At 57.0% G+C, this 16,234-nt stretch carries 15 protein-coding genes; 7 read left to right on the top strand and 8 right to left on the bottom strand.

The window, feature by feature from the left end; all coding sequences use genetic code 11:
- Positions 1-24: 24 nt before the first annotated feature.
- Positions 25-1,695 (bottom strand): thiol reductant ABC exporter subunit CydC, encoded by a 1,671-nt coding sequence (gene cydC / locus ABVF61_RS23280; protein ID WP_353995910.1) that lies wholly within the window; start codon positions 1,693-1,695, stop codon positions 25-27.
- Positions 1,695-3,485 carry a thiol reductant ABC exporter subunit CydD gene (gene cydD / locus ABVF61_RS23275; RefSeq protein WP_353995909.1) on the bottom strand — a complete coding sequence of 597 codons (1,791 nt, stop codon included), beginning with the start codon at positions 3,483-3,485 and terminating at the stop codon, positions 1,695-1,697. Before cydD ends, cydC begins: the two co-directional genes overlap by 1 nt.
- A gap of 265 nt (positions 3,486-3,750) precedes the next feature.
- On the opposite strand from cydD, the gene ABVF61_RS23270 reads away from it, so the two are divergent.
- Complete coding sequence (locus ABVF61_RS23270; RefSeq protein WP_353995908.1) at positions 3,751-4,068, top strand: hypothetical protein; 318 nt, start codon at positions 3,751-3,753, stop codon at positions 4,066-4,068.
- Positions 4,069-4,125: 57 nt separating this feature from the next.
- On the opposite strand, the gene ABVF61_RS23265 is transcribed toward ABVF61_RS23270, so the two are convergent.
- Positions 4,126-5,625: a CoA-acylating methylmalonate-semialdehyde dehydrogenase gene (locus ABVF61_RS23265; protein WP_353995907.1), complete on the bottom strand. Its 1,500-nt coding sequence runs from the start codon at positions 5,623-5,625 to the stop codon at positions 4,126-4,128.
- Between the two features lie 305 nt (positions 5,626-5,930).
- Here ABVF61_RS23265 and ABVF61_RS23260 point away from each other — a divergent pair, with 305 nt between their 5' ends.
- Complete coding sequence (locus tag ABVF61_RS23260; protein WP_353995906.1) at positions 5,931-6,812, top strand: LysR family transcriptional regulator; 882 nt, start codon at positions 5,931-5,933, stop codon at positions 6,810-6,812.
- An 8-nt stretch (positions 6,813-6,820) separates the two neighbouring features.
- Here ABVF61_RS23260 and ABVF61_RS23255 read toward each other — a convergent pair whose 3' ends face one another.
- Positions 6,821-7,429, bottom strand: a complete 609-nt coding sequence (locus ABVF61_RS23255) for a thiamine phosphate synthase (RefSeq protein ID WP_353995905.1) — start codon at positions 7,427-7,429, stop codon at positions 6,821-6,823.
- 40 nt (positions 7,430-7,469) lie between these two features.
- Positions 7,470-7,994, bottom strand: a complete 525-nt coding sequence (locus ABVF61_RS23250; protein ID WP_353995904.1) for a P-loop NTPase family protein — start codon at positions 7,992-7,994, stop codon at positions 7,470-7,472.
- Between the two features lie 147 nt (positions 7,995-8,141).
- Between ABVF61_RS23250 and ABVF61_RS23245 the strand changes: the two genes are divergently transcribed.
- The 3 genes from ABVF61_RS23245 to ABVF61_RS23235 all read left to right on the top strand — a co-directional run bounded on the left by ABVF61_RS23245 (position 8,142) and on the right by ABVF61_RS23235 (position 10,918).
- Positions 8,142-9,077: a pirin family protein gene (locus tag ABVF61_RS23245; RefSeq protein WP_353995903.1), complete on the top strand. Its 936-nt coding sequence runs from the start codon at positions 8,142-8,144 to the stop codon at positions 9,075-9,077.
- A gap of 229 nt (positions 9,078-9,306) precedes the next feature.
- Positions 9,307-10,023 carry a class II aldolase/adducin family protein gene (locus ABVF61_RS23240; RefSeq protein WP_353995902.1) on the top strand — a complete coding sequence of 239 codons (717 nt, stop codon included), beginning with the start codon at positions 9,307-9,309 and terminating at the stop codon, positions 10,021-10,023.
- 1 nt (position 10,024) lies between these two features.
- Entirely contained in the window at positions 10,025-10,918 is an 894-nt protein-coding gene (locus tag ABVF61_RS23235; protein WP_353995901.1) for an ROK family protein, read from the top strand.
- Positions 10,919-10,922: 4 nt separating this feature from the next.
- On the opposite strand, the gene ABVF61_RS23230 is transcribed toward ABVF61_RS23235, so the two are convergent.
- The gene (locus ABVF61_RS23230; protein WP_353995900.1) at positions 10,923-11,924 is read right to left on the bottom strand and encodes a DMT family transporter; all 1,002 of its coding nucleotides are present in this window, start codon (positions 11,922-11,924) and stop codon (positions 10,923-10,925) included.
- A 310-nt stretch (positions 11,925-12,234) separates the two neighbouring features.
- Here ABVF61_RS23230 and ABVF61_RS23225 point away from each other — a divergent pair, with 310 nt between their 5' ends.
- Entirely contained in the window at positions 12,235-12,744 is a 510-nt protein-coding gene (locus tag ABVF61_RS23225; RefSeq protein WP_353996485.1) for a MarR family winged helix-turn-helix transcriptional regulator, read from the top strand.
- 55 nt (positions 12,745-12,799) lie between these two features.
- On the opposite strand, the gene ABVF61_RS23220 is transcribed toward ABVF61_RS23225, so the two are convergent.
- Positions 12,800-13,837: a M23 family metallopeptidase gene (locus ABVF61_RS23220; protein WP_353995899.1), complete on the bottom strand. Its 1,038-nt coding sequence runs from the start codon at positions 13,835-13,837 to the stop codon at positions 12,800-12,802.
- 110 nt (positions 13,838-13,947) lie between these two features.
- Between ABVF61_RS23220 and ABVF61_RS23215 the strand changes: the two genes are divergently transcribed.
- Positions 13,948-14,712, top strand: a complete 765-nt coding sequence (locus ABVF61_RS23215; RefSeq protein ID WP_353995898.1) for an FKBP-type peptidyl-prolyl cis-trans isomerase — start codon at positions 13,948-13,950, stop codon at positions 14,710-14,712.
- Between the two features lie 50 nt (positions 14,713-14,762).
- On the opposite strand, the gene ABVF61_RS23210 is transcribed toward ABVF61_RS23215, so the two are convergent.
- Positions 14,763-16,184 (bottom strand): amidohydrolase family protein, encoded by a 1,422-nt coding sequence (locus ABVF61_RS23210; protein WP_353995897.1) that lies wholly within the window; start codon positions 16,182-16,184, stop codon positions 14,763-14,765.
- Between the last annotated feature and the right edge of the window lie 50 nt (positions 16,185-16,234).

The following is a 16,234-nucleotide window of genomic DNA, read 5'->3' as shown; positions in this document are numbered from 1 at the left end:
AAATGAATCAATGTGCAATCGGTGTCAGTCACCGGACATATTGTCCAGATTGACAACCCGGTCCGCCGCATCGATTTCGCGCTGTTTGTGAGCGATCATCAGAACAGAGGCCGTTCCTCTGAACTTGAAAAAGCGATCCAGGACTTCGCTCGCCGTCTCTTGGTCGAGGCCTTCCGTCATTTCGTCCAGAATGAACAGGCTCGGGCGCGTTAGAAATGCCCTTGCGAGTGCGAGCCGGCGTAACTCACCGCCCGACAGCCCAAGTCCGCCCTCTCCCAGCACACAATTCAGACCGTCTCCGTCCGACGCGATTCGATCCATGAGCACGGATTGCTCCAGAGCCTTCCACATGTCCTGCTCACTGGCTGAGGGATTCGCCACACGCAAATTGGCAGCAATCGTGTCGTTGAAGAAATAGGGGCGCTGACCCAGGACCGTGACAGCATCGCTCAGGTCAGTATCCCGGAAGGTTTCAATGTTCCTTCCGTTCAGCAGGATGCAACCTGAGTCGGCATTCCGCAGTCGTGCTGCCAGGGTGGCAATCGTGCTCTTGCCACATCCGCTTCGTCCGGCAAGGGCAACAATCTCGCCGGGTTTGACATCGAATGACAGCCTGTCGAGAACCGGTTCCGTTGCTCCGGGGTATGTGAAAGATACAGCTTGGAAGCTCAGAACATAGTCTGGCCGCTTGGTGGAAACTGGCTGATCGCCTTTCCGCCGGGCTCCGGTTTTTGCCTCGAGGATTTGCAGCCCCGTGGAGACCGTGCGCTTAGCAGCCAATTCGGATCGTGGCAGGTTCGTCAGCCCGAGCAAAACAGCGGACACCAGCTCCGGAAGAGCGATGACCGCCAGCACCAGACCGACAGCAAGGGGAACGCCAAATGTTCCGTCCACGACATTCCAGACGCACACAAGCAGCATAGCGGCGAGAAATGTCTGGCCGACAAATCCAGAAACCGCACCGTACCCCGCTGCGCGCTTTTCGCGCCAATCTTCAGAATTCTGCAGGAGGCGTTCAGCGGTAAAAATGCGGTCGGCCGCGTTTTCGAGACCTCCATAGACCGCAAGGTCCCGTCTTCCTGCAGCAAGATCCGTCGTTCGAAGGCGCATTGCTTCGGATGCCGCGTCCGCCCGCCGAGCCATTTGCCGGTCCGACCTTGTTAAAACCTTTTGGGCGAGAAAAGCCCAGACAGCCATGAAAGACAGCCCGGTCAAAAACACAGAAGCTGAGACTGTCCACCAGATGATCAGCAAAGAAACGGCAATGATGATCGCCAGTGAGATGGGCACCAACAGACGGAGATAAACAGTGTCCAGCGCTGCGACATCGGCTGTCAAACGGTTCAGGACCAGACCAGACCGGCGCCCTGCCGACACTTTTTCAGCGTTGCTCGCAAACAGACGATTTCGCAAATCCCCCAGGAAACGGAAGGTCGCGTCGTGTGTCAGAACGCGTTCGCCATAGCGACCCGCGGTTCGAATGATGGCAAGTGCTCTGATAATTGCGCTCGGAGCAAATATGTTCAGAAAGGCGCCACTTAAACCGGCAAGGGCCGCTGCGGTAATGAACCAACCGGAAACCCCAAGCAACAAAAGGCCCGCCGCTGCCGGCAGCACAGCGACAAAGATCCCGATACAGAAATGAAAGCGATCATGCCGAAATTGGCTTTTGGCAACCTGCCAGATCGGGTTCATCAAACAGGCTCCAATCCAGCTTCGACACGTGTATTCAGATCTACACGCCGCCCGGACATCTGCAGGACTGCCGGATCATGCGTTGCGATGAGCGTGGTTCGGTTCTTCGCGAGCTGTGTCAATCCACTGATAACGTCTCTTGCCGTTTCCGGATCGAGTCCCGCGGTCGGTTCATCTGCGATCAGGATTGTCGAATGAATGCGCATCGCGGCGCGCGCCAGCGCCACCCGACGAATTTCACCAACCGACAAACCAAATCCGTCTTCCCCGAGCTGCGTTGCAAGCCCCTGTGGCAAGCGGCGGACAAGACGTTCAGCACCAGCGAGACGCAATGCCTTCCAGATGTCTTCTTCGGTCACCGGCGCAGGATCAGAAACTCCTTTGAGCAAATTGGCCTTCACGCTTCCATGAAAAAGCGTCGGTGCCTGGCCCAGCCACATAACCTGCTGACGCAATTCACCGGCAACCAGGTCAATGTCGATGCCATTTAGCCGAACAGACCCGCTATCAGGTTGACGGTAGCCAAGCACGAGGTCCAGGAGGCTTGTTTTTCCCGAGCCGCTTGCACCAGATAAATGTGTGGTTTCGCCTACGGCCACGTTCAGTGAAAACCTGCTGAGTATCCGCCGTCCACTTGCCGTGAGAGACACCTCTTCGAAGGAAACGCGCACGGGCTCCAATCTCCCGTTCGAGACAATTGAAGCCTTCGGTGCCGTTGCTTCGACAGGACCGGATGCAATTGCGGATCTGTCAGTTTCTATTTCCGCCAAAAGCGCAGAAAGCTTTTGCCTGGCTGCGATACCCGCTGCACGATCATGGTAGGCGGTTGAAAATGCACGTAGCGGCGCAAAGAATTCAGGGGCGAGCAAAAGGATAAACAGACCTTGTGAAAACCCGAACGGAGTTCCCCAGGCGCCGACATTGAGATCTCCCAACAGGGAAAATCCGACGTATACCGCTGAAAACGCAATGCCAAGCGCCGAAAAGAGTTCCAGCACAGTCGTCGACAGGAAAGCGACCTTCAGAACCTTCATCGTCCCGATCCTGAAACGCTCACCAGCCTCGTGGATTTCGGCCTTGGTCCTCTCCAGAGCGCCGAAGAGCTTCAGCGTCTCCAGTCCCCTGATCCGGTCGAGCAACATGCCGCTCAGACGTGTGAGCTCTTCCTGCTGGCTCGCGCTGGCCGCCTTGGCGCGTGAGCCGATCAGTGCCATGAACACCGGTATCAAAGGACCGCTAACCAGCAAAATCAACGCAGCGAGCCAGCTGAACCATGCTGTCACAGCGACGATTGCAAGCGGCACCAGCCTTAAACGCATGAGCTGGGGAATGAAGTTCCGGTAATAGGGACCAAGCAGATCGACCTGATCTACAACGTGGGCGGAAAATGCGCCGGCAGACGGGAAACTGTCGGAGGGAGACCTTCGGGTTGCCGCTCGCAGCAGCCTGCATCTCGCCTGGCTTTGAATGCTCCGGGCAGCCGTCAGACTTTTGGTCTGTGCGAAGCGCACAAGCGTTACGCGTGCACCGGCAATCAGGACGACGGCTGCTGCGGCCCATAGAAGTTGAGGTGACACATCGGAAACGAGGAATGATTGCTCCGAGGTGGCGGCGCCAGACAAAACGATCCCCAGGGCCCATGCCAGAAAACCGGCCTGGGGGATCCACAGAAGATCGGAAACCGCCAGAGAAACACCCGCGCGCTTCAGGGTTTTCGTTTCAGAAACACCAGGATCTCCTATTGAAAGAGCGCAGTCAGCGTCTTTTCCAATCCCTTTCCTTGCGTCCAAAAATCGAACCTTTCAGGTTGTTATCCTGAGCTCCGTTGGTAACGACTTAAATCGAGCAAGTTCGATGTTCAAACGGAGCCTCTCCCAGGTTTTTTTTACAGCGTGCGGATCGATTTCTCTACAATGGAGGGAATTAAAAGCGTGCGGCATTTTATTGGCCGGCGCTTGATTGAATGGCTGCGCGGCCAATCGTCCTGACAGGAGGTTGTCAGGAACGGTGTGCGATGTTCGGTGTCTTGATTCAATTCAACACCTGGAGATTGTAATGAAAGAGCCATGTCTCGAATTGGTTGTGTTCAAGGTCAAGGACACCGCCAACGCGCGCCGGGCACGCCACGCTGCACAAGACACCGTCAGGAATTACGAAGGTTTCATTGCCTGGACCGCATATGAGGCGGTCGAAGACGAAGGCCTGTTTGCCGATATGGTTCTTTGGCGGGACCTTGAGTGCGCAAAACAGGCCTCGGAGAAGATAATGAAGGATCCTGCCTTCGCGGCCATTCTTGCCGAAATCGAGGGGGTCTTGACGATTTCTCATTACACCGCAGACCGCGTGGTTGAAGCACAGGTGGCAGCGGCCTGAAAAACAAAGAGCGGCGTCCAAGGGCGCCGCTCTCAACCTTCGTTTAGCGATCGTTCCTTATTTCATCGTGGGGATGACGAATTCAGCACCGTCCTTCAATCCGGATGGCCAGCGTGTGGTAACCGTTTTGGTGCGCGTGTAGAACTTGAAGCCATCCGGTCCATGCTGGTTCAGGTCGCCGAAACCGGACTTTTTCCAACCGCCGAACGTGTGATAGGCAAGCGGCACGGGGATCGGAACATTGATGCCGACCATGCCGATGTTGATCCTGGATGCGAAGTCTCTCGCGGTGTCGCCGTCGCGCGTGAAAATCGCGGTGCCGTTGCCGTACTCATGGCTGAGTGGCAGGTCCAGCGCTTCTTCGTAGCTTTCGGCGCGAACGACCGACAAAACAGGGCCAAAGATCTCGGTTTTGTAGATATCCATGTCCTTGGTGACGTTGTCGAAAAGACAGCCGCCCATGAAAAAGCCGTCCTCATAACCCTGCATGGAAAAGTCCCGCCCGTCGACGACAAGCCTGGCCCCTTCCTTGACGCCCTGGTCGACGAGACCTCTCACCCGGCCAAGGGCTTCCTTGGTCACAAGCGGTCCGAAATCAACATCGTCGCCGGCCGTATACGGACCGATCTTCAAAGCTTCGACTTTCGGTGCCAGCTTTTCGATCAACGCGTTTGCCGTGGTTTCGCCGACCGGGACGGCGACGGAAACCGCCATGCAACGTTCACCCGCGGCACCGTAACCCGCCCCGACTAGCGCGTCAGCGGCCTGATCCAGATCGGCATCCGGCATAATGATCATGTGGTTTTTCGCGCCACCGAAGCACTGGGCACGTTTGCCAGCCGCCGTTGCGCGGGAATAGACATACTGCGCGATCGGTGTTGATCCGACAAAGCCGACAGCCTGGATGGTCTCGTCATCGCAGATGGCATCAACAGCGCTCTTGTCGCCATTAACGACGTTCAGAACGCCAGCGGGAAGACCTGCTTCCATCATCAGCTCCGCAAGCATGATCGGCACGGAGGGATCGCGTTCGGACGGTTTCAGGATAAACGCATTGCCGCACGCAATCGCCGGACAGAATTTCCACATCGGGATCATTGCCGGGAAGTTGAACGGCGTGATGCCCGCAACGACGCCAAGTGGCTGACGCATGGAGTACATGTCGATGCCCGGACCCGCTCCTTCGGTGAATTCGCCTTTCAGAAGATGTGGCGCGCCGATGCAGAATTCCGCGACCTCAAGTCCTCTGATGACGTCGCCTTTGGCATCCGGCAGGGTCTTGCCGTGCTCTCGCGACAATGCTTCGGCGAGCTTGTCCATATCACGGTTCAGGAGGTCGACGAATTTCATCATCACACGAGCGCGGCGCTGCGGGTTGGTGGCGGCCCATCCGACCTGCGCGGCAGCTGCATTTGCGACGGCAGCATCAATTTCCGCCTGGCTCGCGAGCGCGACTTGTGCCTGAACCTCTCCGGTCGCAGGGTTGTAAACGTCGGCAAAGCGGCCAGACGTACCCTCGACGTGCTTTCCATCAACAAAGTGACCGATCATTTGCATCTGCGTTTCTCCCATCAAGCCCGGGAACCGCCGAAAACGCGGCAGCGTTCCATTTTATGTCTGCATCTTTGTCGCTTTTATTTTTGTTGCATACAAGATCCAGATTTCCGGATCTGTTGTGCATTTTTTGAAGTTATGTCATGTGTCTGCCTGAGCTTCGCAGACGTTTCGGCGCTTGTCATCTCTGATGCGAAAGGGATCGGACGACGGGCCGGTTCTACTTTTAAAGTTCCGAGCGGCTGAAGCGTCTCGAGAGAGAAACTTGCGAGGAATATCCTTTCGGAAGGAAATAGCCAGGAAGCGCGATGAACTGGGACGACATTCGAATTTTCCTTTCGATTGCCCGCACGGGCCAAATCCTTGCAGCTGCAAAGAGGTTGGGTGTCAATCACGCAACCGTTGCCAGACGCCTGACTTCTCTTGAGGACAGCCTTGGGACCCGTCTCTTCGATCGGTCAACATCCGGATGCGTGCTGACAGACGCCGGAAGCCGTTTCTTCGAGCGCGCAGAGCGGATGGAAGCCGAAGCCGTCGCGGCGGAAGCGGATCTGGGAGGAGACACGCCTGAAATTGCCGGAACGGTGCGCATAGGCGCACCTGACGGGTTTGGCGTAGCTTATCTTGCGCCAAGGCTCGGCAAGCTGACCGACAAGCATCCGGGCTTGACCGTGCAGCTTGTTCCTGTGGCGCGGTCATTCTCCCTGTCACGCCGCGAGGCCGATATTGCAGTTACCATCGACCGTCCGGAAACCGGACGTTTGGTTGCCGGAAAGCTGGTGGATTACGCACTCGGCCTTTATGCCTCCAGGGCCTATTTGCAGGAACGCGGCACCCCAACTTCCGCAACCGATCTTAGCGCGCACGATCTTATCGGCTATGTGGAGGATCTGCTTTATTCGCCGCAGCTCAACTATGGAACCGAGTTCACCAAGGACTGGACGGCGCGTTTCGAGATTGCCTCCGCCCTGGGCCAGACTGAGGCTGTCCGTGGTGGCGCGGGCATTGGCATCCTGCACGATTTTATCGCGCGCGAAGATAATGATTTCGTTGCTGTTTTGCCAGTTTTAAAACTCCATCGGTCGTATTGGATGGTGACGCACGAAAGCTCACGTCCGCTTCGTCATGTCGCCGCCGTTCAAAACTTCCTGCGCGATCAGGTCGCACGCGATAAAGTCATGTTTGCCTAGTTCGTGGATTACCGTCGCCAGTCTTGCGTTGCTTTTATCCAGTCAGCGGCTCGCCGCTCAGGGTCTTTATGGCCTGTCACGTCACTGATCACGGCAATGCTGTCGGCACCGCTTTGCAGGACGTCCCTGCTCCGTTCCAGCGTAATGCCCCCGATCGCCACAAGCGGCAGGTCACCAATCTGACGCTTCCAGCCGCCAATTTTCTCAAGACCTTGAGGAGCCCACGTCAGAGATTTCGAACGGGTCGGAAAAACAGGTCCCAGAGCGATATAGTCGGGGTCGACCGAAAGCGCCGTGTCGAGTTCATCTCCGTCGTGTGTGGAAACGCCCAAACGCAAGCCCGCCCGTCGGATTGCTTCCAGATCGGCATCTGCAAGGTCTTCCTGGCCTAGATGAAGAAAATCGCACTCCGTTTCTATTGCCAATTTCCAGTGGTCGTTGACGATGAGCTGACACCCGTACCGGTCGCAAATAGCCTTGGAGGCTGATATCTCGTTGCGAAGCTCTGGTTCGGGCATGTCCTTGATGCGCAGCTGAAGCAATTTGACGCCCGAGGGCACCAGACGGCCAACCCATTCGGCGCTGTCGACCAGTGGATAGAAAGGATCGAGTTTCATTCCTGCGCCTTCTTTGACCTCATGATTTGACTTCTCGATATCAGGTCCCGTTTTGAACCGCTTCTAAAAACGCATTGTATTCCGTCTTCGTCCTCAATCTGACGACCTTCAGGCGTTCGTGGGGCGCCTCATAAATCGCAACAAGCTTGGCACGTGCGGTGTGGCGGGTGCGCCAGATAAAACTCAAGAACTCAACCGTTTGCCAGTTGAACTGTTCCGGGCAACCCTCAGCCAGATCAGGCCGGGTCTGTCCGTGGTGCATGGCCGAGCGTTTCAAGACCCGAAATATCCTCAGCCAGACAGGGACATCCAGCCAAATGAATGTATCGGCCCGCGCGACGCGCTCTGCATAGGTGGCTGAATGCCCGCCCTCGAAGATCCATTCGTCCTTCATGTGGACCTCGTGGGTCATCCGGCTCTTTTCTTCACGTGCTCTTTCAACCCAGCCTGAGCACCAATGAATCTGGTCCATGTGATAAACCGGAAGCCCCGTAACTTCTCCCAAGCGCGTGGCAAGCGTGCTTTTTCCAGAACCTGGACCGCCAACGATCATCACGCGTTTCATGGGAGCACCTCGTAAGAGCTTGCGGGGTCGCCGTTATACACGCTCCCGATTGCCTGGGAAGATGGAAACGGACTGTTCAATGGACACTTTCGCAGTGCCGGCCCTATCTAGGGGACCAGACACGCGTTTTGAGGCAAGGAGAGGCCCATGAGCTGGTTGAACAGTCCTGACCCAGTACCTGGCGACGCAGCAAGCTGCGATCCCATCGATACAATCATCGTTCCGCGCACCTCCGACCTCGGCGGTTTTTCAGTGCGCCGTGCGTTGCCGTCCGCGAAGCGACGCATGGTCGGCCCCTTCATATTCTTCGACCAGATGGGGCCCGCTGAGCTTCTGGTCGGCGGCGGCATTGACGTGCGCCCTCACCCGCATATCGGATTGGCGACCGTCACCTATCTTTTCGAAGGCGAGATGTACCACCGCGACAGCCTTGGAACGGAAATCGCGATCGCACCGGGTGCGCTCAACTGGATGAGCGCCGGCAAAGGCATCGTTCATTCCGAGCGAGAAAGGCCCGAACGCCTGCAGGCAAAGCGCCCCTTGTTCGGACTGCAAAGCTGGGTCGCCCTGCCAAAACATCTTGAGGAAGGCGATCCGACCTTTCAGCACCACGGGACGGCGGAGCAGCCGGAGTTTGCCGACAATGGCGCTTCGGTCAAGCTGATCGCCGGCAGCCTTTATGGTCACACGGCTCCGGTCAAAACCGCATCGGACATGTTCTACGCCGACATAGCCCTGGAACCGGGCGCGAAGGTGCCGCTTGACGCAGGATGGGAAGAGCGCGGGCTCTACACCGTTTCCGGGCAGATCACCATCGCCGGACAGACGTTCGATCCGGCGCAGCTGCTCGTGTTCAAACCCGGTGACAATCTCGTTGTTGAAAACAATTCTCCGGAACCGGCCCGCTTTGTGGTTCTGGGCGGCGAACCGATGGACGGTGACAGGTATATCTGGTGGAATTTCGTCTCGTCTTCCAAGGAACGCATTGAACAGGCCAAGGAAGACTGGAAACTCGGCCGTTTCGACACGGTCCCGGGTGACGCGGAAGAGTTCATACCCCTGCCAGACCGTCCCGGACCGTAAAGCGCCAGGACGCACGTGCCCAATCAACACCTTGCGCGGGAAAGCCGGAACAGTCCGCTTCCCCGCGCTTTCGTGTCGATGTTCATCGCAAGCCACTCCAATCCCCTACCGCAGGTTTCGCGCGGTTTCGGATGCCAGGCACTTGCAATTACGTTCCGTTCTCTGCCAATAAGGTGCCCGATCTGAGGACGTTCCGGCGTCTCTTGCCTTATTCACTGAGAGAACCGTGATGCCGAAAAAGTCTTCTTTCCCGGGCGACAGCAAGAAACTGCGCCGCGAGATCATCGAAACGGCGCGATCCCTCCCCCGTCTCGGCCTGACAAAAGGAACGTCGGGCAACGTCAGTGCGCGCGTGAAATCCGGATTTTTGATAACGCCTTCAGGGACCCCTTATGAAGAGCTGAGCGAAGACATGATCGTCGCGCTGGACCTGAAAGGCCGTTATCGCGGAGATATCCTGCCGTCTTCCGAGTGGCGCATGCATCTGGATTTCTATCTTGCCAAACCGAAATGCGGCGCGGTTGTTCATTGCCACAGCCCCAGGGCAACAGCACTGTCCTGCCATCGGCGGGGTATCCCGGCATTCCACTACATGATTGCAATGGCCGGTGGCGATCGTGTCGAGTGCTCGGATTATGAAAGCTTCGGTACGCGTGCTCTGTCAGAAGCCATGATCACTGCGCTCGGCGAGCGCAACGCCTGTCTTCTGGCCAATCACGGTCAGATTGCCGGAGGGCCGAACCTGAAAAAGGCACTGGCGCTGGCCGAGGGCCTCGAGGACCTTGCAGACCAGTATCTTTCTGCTCTGGTTCTCGGCGAGCCCGCGACTTTGGACGCGCAGGAGATGGCCGACATTCTGGTAAAATTCAAAAGCTACGGCAAACAGACCGGTGAACTGTCCAAGGGACAGCACGCGGCCTTCGAACTGCCGAAAAGGTTGGACTGACATGCGCTTGGGTATTGACTGGGGCGGAACCAAAATCGAGATCATTGCCTTGTCGCAGGATGGAGCTGAGATGTTCCGCCAGCGGGTCGATACGCCGCGCGACGACTATGTCGGCTGTCTTCAGGCCGTCAAGTTTCTGGTTGGCGCTGCCGAAACGGCGACAGGCGAAACAGGTACGCTTGGTCTCGGTATTCCGGGCTCGTTGTCGCCCAAGTCCGGACTGGTCAAAAACGCAAACTCGACATGGATGAACGGAAAGCCGCTCGACAAGGATCTTGAGTCGGTTCTTGGGCGCCCTGTGCGCATTCAAAACGATGCAAATTGTCTTGCCGTCTCCGAGGCGACCGACGGTGCAGGTGCTGGCGCTCACGTGGTACATGCGATCATCATCGGGACGGGCAGCGGTTCCGGCATCGCTATTGACGCCAAGGCCCATCTTGGCGCCAACGGGATTGGCGGTGAATGGGGCGCAATCACTGTGCCGTGGTTGAAATCTGATGAATTTCCGGGCCCCGACAGTTGGATCGGTCACAAGGGGGTCATCGATCGCTGGTGTTCGGGTACCGGTTTTCAGCTCGACTACAAGGAAAAGACCGGCAATTTGCTGAAAGGTCATGAAATTATGGCCCTAAAGCGGTCAGGTGATCCCGTCGCGAGCGAGATCTACGCGCGCTATGTTAGCCGCCTCGCCCGCTCTCTTGCCATGTCGGCCAACCTGCTTGATCCGGATGTTTTCGTTCTCGGCGGCGGCATGTCCAATATTGACGAGCTCTACCAGGACCTGCCTCCCGCGATGGCGCCCTACATCTTTTCCGACACGTTCGATACGCCAATCCGCAGGGCAGTTCATGGAGACAGCTCCGGTGTCCGCGGCGCTGCCTGGCTCTGGAACTGACCTCTCAAGCCTTCGCACTCAAGAGACGACGCTGTCCGATGGTAACCAGAACGATACCGATGCCGACAAAGGCAACCGCGGCTATTTTCGCGGCGTTTGGAACTTCGTTGAAGACGAAGTAGCCCAGGACGAGCCCGACCACGGCGGCAACCGATCCTATCTGGCTGAGATAGACGGGACCCGCCGTTTGCTGGAGCCGGAAGTAAAGACCGTATTGCAGCGCGAAAATCGCCGTTTGAGCTGCCAGCAGCGTGACAGCTTCTCCGGTCCATGCCGTTGGAATGATCGGGATGCCCCAGGTGGCGGTAAAGACGGCCAGAGCAACAAATCCGATCGCCATCATTCCAAGAGCCAGATCTACAGGTTTGGCCCCGTCCGGCCATTTAAGCGTCCGGTAGATGTTCCCTGCGGCAAGGAAAAACGGGATTGATAGCGCAAGTGCCGACCAGAAAGAGGCTTCGGCGGAAAGTTGCGCGCCCGAAATGGCGAGAAGGACACCACCGGCAACGCCTGACAAAACGCCACCAGCCATAAGAACCTGGAAGCGTTGCAGACGTAAGAGGACTGCAAACGCGTAGGTCAGGACAAGCGGAAACGCGTAGCAAAGCGCGACAAAACCGGCACCCGCCTTTGGCGCTGCGGCGACTGCGATCATGTTGGGCAATATGAACAAGATGCCGGTTATGAAGACATAGACGAGCAATTGCCTAAGCGGCGCTTTGTCCTGTCTGCTCTGACTGCGTCTGGACTTTGTACCCGCCAATCTGGTTGCGGTGAACAGCCCAATAGCTCCGCCGAGTATCGACCATTGCAGGAGCGCGACAGGATGCCAGCCAATTTCCGGCGCAGCCTTTGCGAACAAGGTCGAAATGCCGAGAAAAGCACCCACGATCAGCAACAGCACCAAAGGAATTTCAAGCAGGTTCCGATTGCCTTCTGGCTTAGCCTGCTGCTTTCCGCTTTGCTCCTGCTCTGCCTGCGACTTCTGTCTTGCCATGACTGTCATTGGACCTTTTCCCTCAAGCGGCTTGGCAAACCATCTGCCAAATTCAGCATCATAGATAAAGATTTTTATCTTGATATCAAGATACTTAATTTAAAGATTCTTGATACTCATTGACACTGCGTTGCCGAAAGTGAAACTTTCGAGGCACCAAACTGCATGGAGACACACGCGTTTCCCGCTCTTGTCGGCTGAACTTTGCCCGATCGGCAAATACCCTTTGTGGGAACCTGGAGATTGAGAAATGACCAAAGCCTCAAAAAGGGCGCCAGACGGTTCCAAACACCTTTTCGGTGACCCGGCAGACCTGATGATGGATCGTGCGGAACGGGCTAGCCTGCAGTGGCAGAAGGAAGTGCCTGAAGTTGCCGACAAGCTGCAGCCGATGGTTCTGCTCGGACGCCTCAATGAAGCGGCGCAACTGATGAACCGGGACTACCTGGTTCCGGCCTACGCGGACATCGGTTTGAAACTTGGTGAGTTCGACGTCCTGGCGACGCTTGTCAGGTCCGGCGCTCCCTACAAGCTCACGCCGACCGAACTTTACAGGTCAACCATGATGAGTTCGGGCGGTATGACGGCGCGGGTGGACAAACTGGAAAGAGCCGGGCTCGTGGAGCGATGTCCGCACCCAGAGGATCGGCGCGCGCTGACTGTCTGCGTCACACCCAAAGGCCTCAAGCTGGTCAAGGACATGATCCCGGATTACGTTGAGACACAGCAAAAGGCGGTCAACGGGCTGACCGAAGACGAACAGGCCCAGCTCTCAACGCTCCTGGAAAAGCTGATCAAGACCGCCAACGACCCGGTTCCGGGAAAATGAACTGATTGCAGCACCTCAAAATACCAGGGCCCGGAACATGTCTTAAGAGGCCTTGTCAGCCACCTATTGTGAACCGGGAGGTTTTCTGACGGATAATTTCGCCGTTACGCACCAGGCTCACGGTGCCGGTGTAGTCTCCGTCCGGCCAGGCCGATGACCTGAGTTTGCGGCCCGCAAATGAAACCCATTGCGCCTTCTGCCTATCGAGTGGTTTGCCTTCCGATTCCGCAAGAGTACCCTCCGGACCATCAACTTTGAGCGCGACCCGGTCGCCCTCTTGCAGGTTAATCAGCCTTGCAAAAAAGACGAGTGCCGCTGACCGGCTGTCCGGCTGCGAAACGAGCCCCTGTTCAAGGTCCAGCGATTTTACCGGCCCGTCCGCGAAACCGGACTGAATGATCGTGCCTTCCGCATCGGCGAGGATCGGTTCAATTTCTCCCTGCCAGAGCGGTCGGTCATAAGATAGAGCTTCGCTTGTTCCCTCGTTGCAACGCGCAAGACGCGGCCCTGCCTGATCGGAACTTCCGAGAAACGGATCGACGGTTTTGCCGTCCTTGCGAACCGACAGATGTACGTGCGGGAAAGCTGCGAACCCGGAAAATCCGACTTCACCGAGTTTCTGGCCACGTTCAACCCGATCTCCCCCGGCAACGGCAACAGAACCCTGGCGGAGATGGCAATATTGCGTTTCCCAACCACCTGCGTGCGCAATCACAACACCGTTGCCGCATTCCTTGTCCGCGACACGCTGCCTGTCCTGTTCCGAAACGACAAGCCTGTCCGGCATTTCGTCTCGCACCCCTCGCACAATACCTGGCGCTGATGCGACGACATCCGCTGTTTCCCCGGTGTCCAGAACCCGGAAATCCGTGCCCTTATGGCCATCATAACCGGCGCGGAAGCAGGTGGCGGTCTGGACTTCGTTGCCGGGATCGATATCTACGTAGTTTTGAACGAAACAGTCTTCCCCAAGCTTGCAGACGATGGGAAGTCCCAGCTCGAGATCTGCCGCCGATGATGGTTTGGCCCACATGAGATCGGCCCCGAGAACAACGGCTCCACCCGCCAAAACCAAACAAAAACGCCGTAGCATCGACAGATCCTTTTCAAGTGATGGCTCGTAAAGACACCGTGACTTGCAATCAAGCGGTCGATAGCCGACCTTTCCCGAAACTAGTCTCAAAATTCTATGGAACAAGCGTGATGATTAAGTGGCTGACGACTGTTTTGATGGCGTTCTTTTTGTGTCTCCCGGCAGCTGCGCAGGAAGAACTGCAGATCAAGGACATTGAAAAGGGAACCGGAGAAGAGGCCAATGTCGGCGAAACCGTCGTCGTTCACTACACGGGATGGCTGATGGACGGCACGAAATTCGACTCAAGCCTCGACCGGGGAACACCGTTTTCCTTCACGCTCGGTGAACGACGGGTCATTCCCGGGTGGGAAAAGGGCGTTGAAGGCATGCAGGTCGGTGGCAAGCGCGAACTTATCATTCCCCCTGAGATGGCCTATGGCGCGCAAGGTGCCGGCGGCGTCATTCCGCCAAATGCGACATTGAAGTTCGAGATCGAGCTGCTTGATGTGAAAGGCAAGAAGTATTCCGATATCGGCAACAAGGAATTGGAGGAAAAACTCGCAGCGGGTGCCACCGTCATTGATATTCGCCGCCCGGACGAATGGCGTGAAACCGGTGTTCTGCCGGGAAGCCATCTCGTCACCTTTTTCGACGAAAGCGGAAACGTGAACCCGGAATTCGGCGCCAAGTTGCAGCAGCTTATTTCAGGCCCTGCCGACGAAATCGTCCTGATTTGCCGCACGGGACGCCGCAGTCAGGTTCTGTCGGAATATCTTGCCGGCCAGGCGGGCTTTACAAACGTCGTCAATGTTCAGGACGGCATCGTGAGCTGGATTTCCGATGGCGGAAACGTCGCAGAGGCGACGATGCCCGAGAAATGCTGGCTTTGCTGACCCGGCAAGCCCTTATCACGTAGCAGGAAAGTACAGCCTACCGGCTTGAATCAGCGACCGGATGCCAGTTCCAGGCTCATGCGATTGTGATCCTCGATGACCCTGTCGATATCCAGGGTCACTATCTGACCATCTGATACAAGAACCTTGCCGTTGACGACGGTTGTTCTGGAAGCTTGCGGGCTGCAAAACACAACAGCCGCGACAGGGTCGTGAAGCCCGCCGGCAAACTGAAGCGTGTTCAGATCAAGCGTGAAGAAATCGGCGCATTTTCCTGTTTCCAAAGAACCTATGTCGCTTCGGCCCAAAACCGATGCACCGCCAAGAGTGGCCAGTTCCAAGGCCTCACGGGCAGTCATCCACTCTCCAGCCCGTGAAGGATGCGACGGTGGCAGCCTTGGCGTTCCGTCTGTGTCTTCCATCGGGAGCAAACCCAGATTGAGCCGTGCAAGAAGCATTGCCTGACGAACTTCAGACAGCATGTTCGATCCGTCATTGCTGGCCGACCCGTCCACGCCCAACCCGACCTTCACGCCCGCCGCCATGTATTTCTTCACCGGAGCGATACCGGATGCGAGGCGCATGTTCGAACACGGACAATGGGCTGCGCCACAGCCCGTATTGGCAAAGAGCTGTATTTCACCGTCATTGACGTGGATTGCGTGCGCAAACCAGACATCCTCACCAACCCAGTCGAGATCCGCCATCCACTCCACCGGGCGTTTCTTGAAACGCTTCTGCGTGTAGTGTTCTTCGTCCAGTGTTTCGCACAGATGCGTGTGCAGCATGACGCCCTTGTCACGCGCTAGGAGAGCGCTCTCGCGCAACAGATCTTCTGATACCGAGAACGGAGAGCACGGTGCCACGACGATCCGCGTCATGGCGCCGTCGCCTGCATCATGATAGCGGTCGATCACGCGAATGGTGTCATCGAGAATGTCTTTTTCATCCTCGACGCACTCGTCGGGCGGCAAACCGCCCTTGCTTTCGCCGAGTGACATCGAACCACGGCTGGCGTGGAAACGAACGCCGAGGTCGCGGGCCGCCTCGATCAGATAGTCGACCTTGTTTCCGCTCTGGAAGAGATAGGAATGGTCGAACACGGTGGTGCAGCCCGAAAGCGCAAGCTCAGCAAGCCCAATCAACGCGCTGGCGCGTGATGCCTCCGGATGGGTCCTGGCCCAAATCCGGTAATGCGCCTGCAGCCAGGGAAAGAGGTTGTTGTTTTGCGCAGCAGGCAGGTTTCGCGTCAGTGTCTGATTGAGGTGATGATGTGTGTTCACCAAGCCGGGCAGCACGATCTGTCCGGTTGCGTCGATCACCGTCTCCGCGTCAACCGGCAGGTCGTCGGAGGGGCCGACCTGTTTGATAAAGCCGTCTTCGGCGTAGAGCCCGCCCTTCCTGACCTCACGGCGTTCCTCGTCCATCGTGACAAGAATGTCCGCGTTTTTCAAAAGAAGTGTGCGTGGCATCTGTCGCTTTCACGGTCGTTAGAATCAGACATGACGTGAAGTGATAGCGT

Source organism: Roseibium sp. HPY-6, from assembly GCF_040530035.1.
In the GTDB taxonomy this organism is placed as follows: Bacteria; Pseudomonadota; Alphaproteobacteria; order Rhizobiales; family Stappiaceae; genus Roseibium.
Note: the sequence above shows the minus strand (reverse complement) of the source record. Positions and strands in the feature narration are given on the sequence as shown.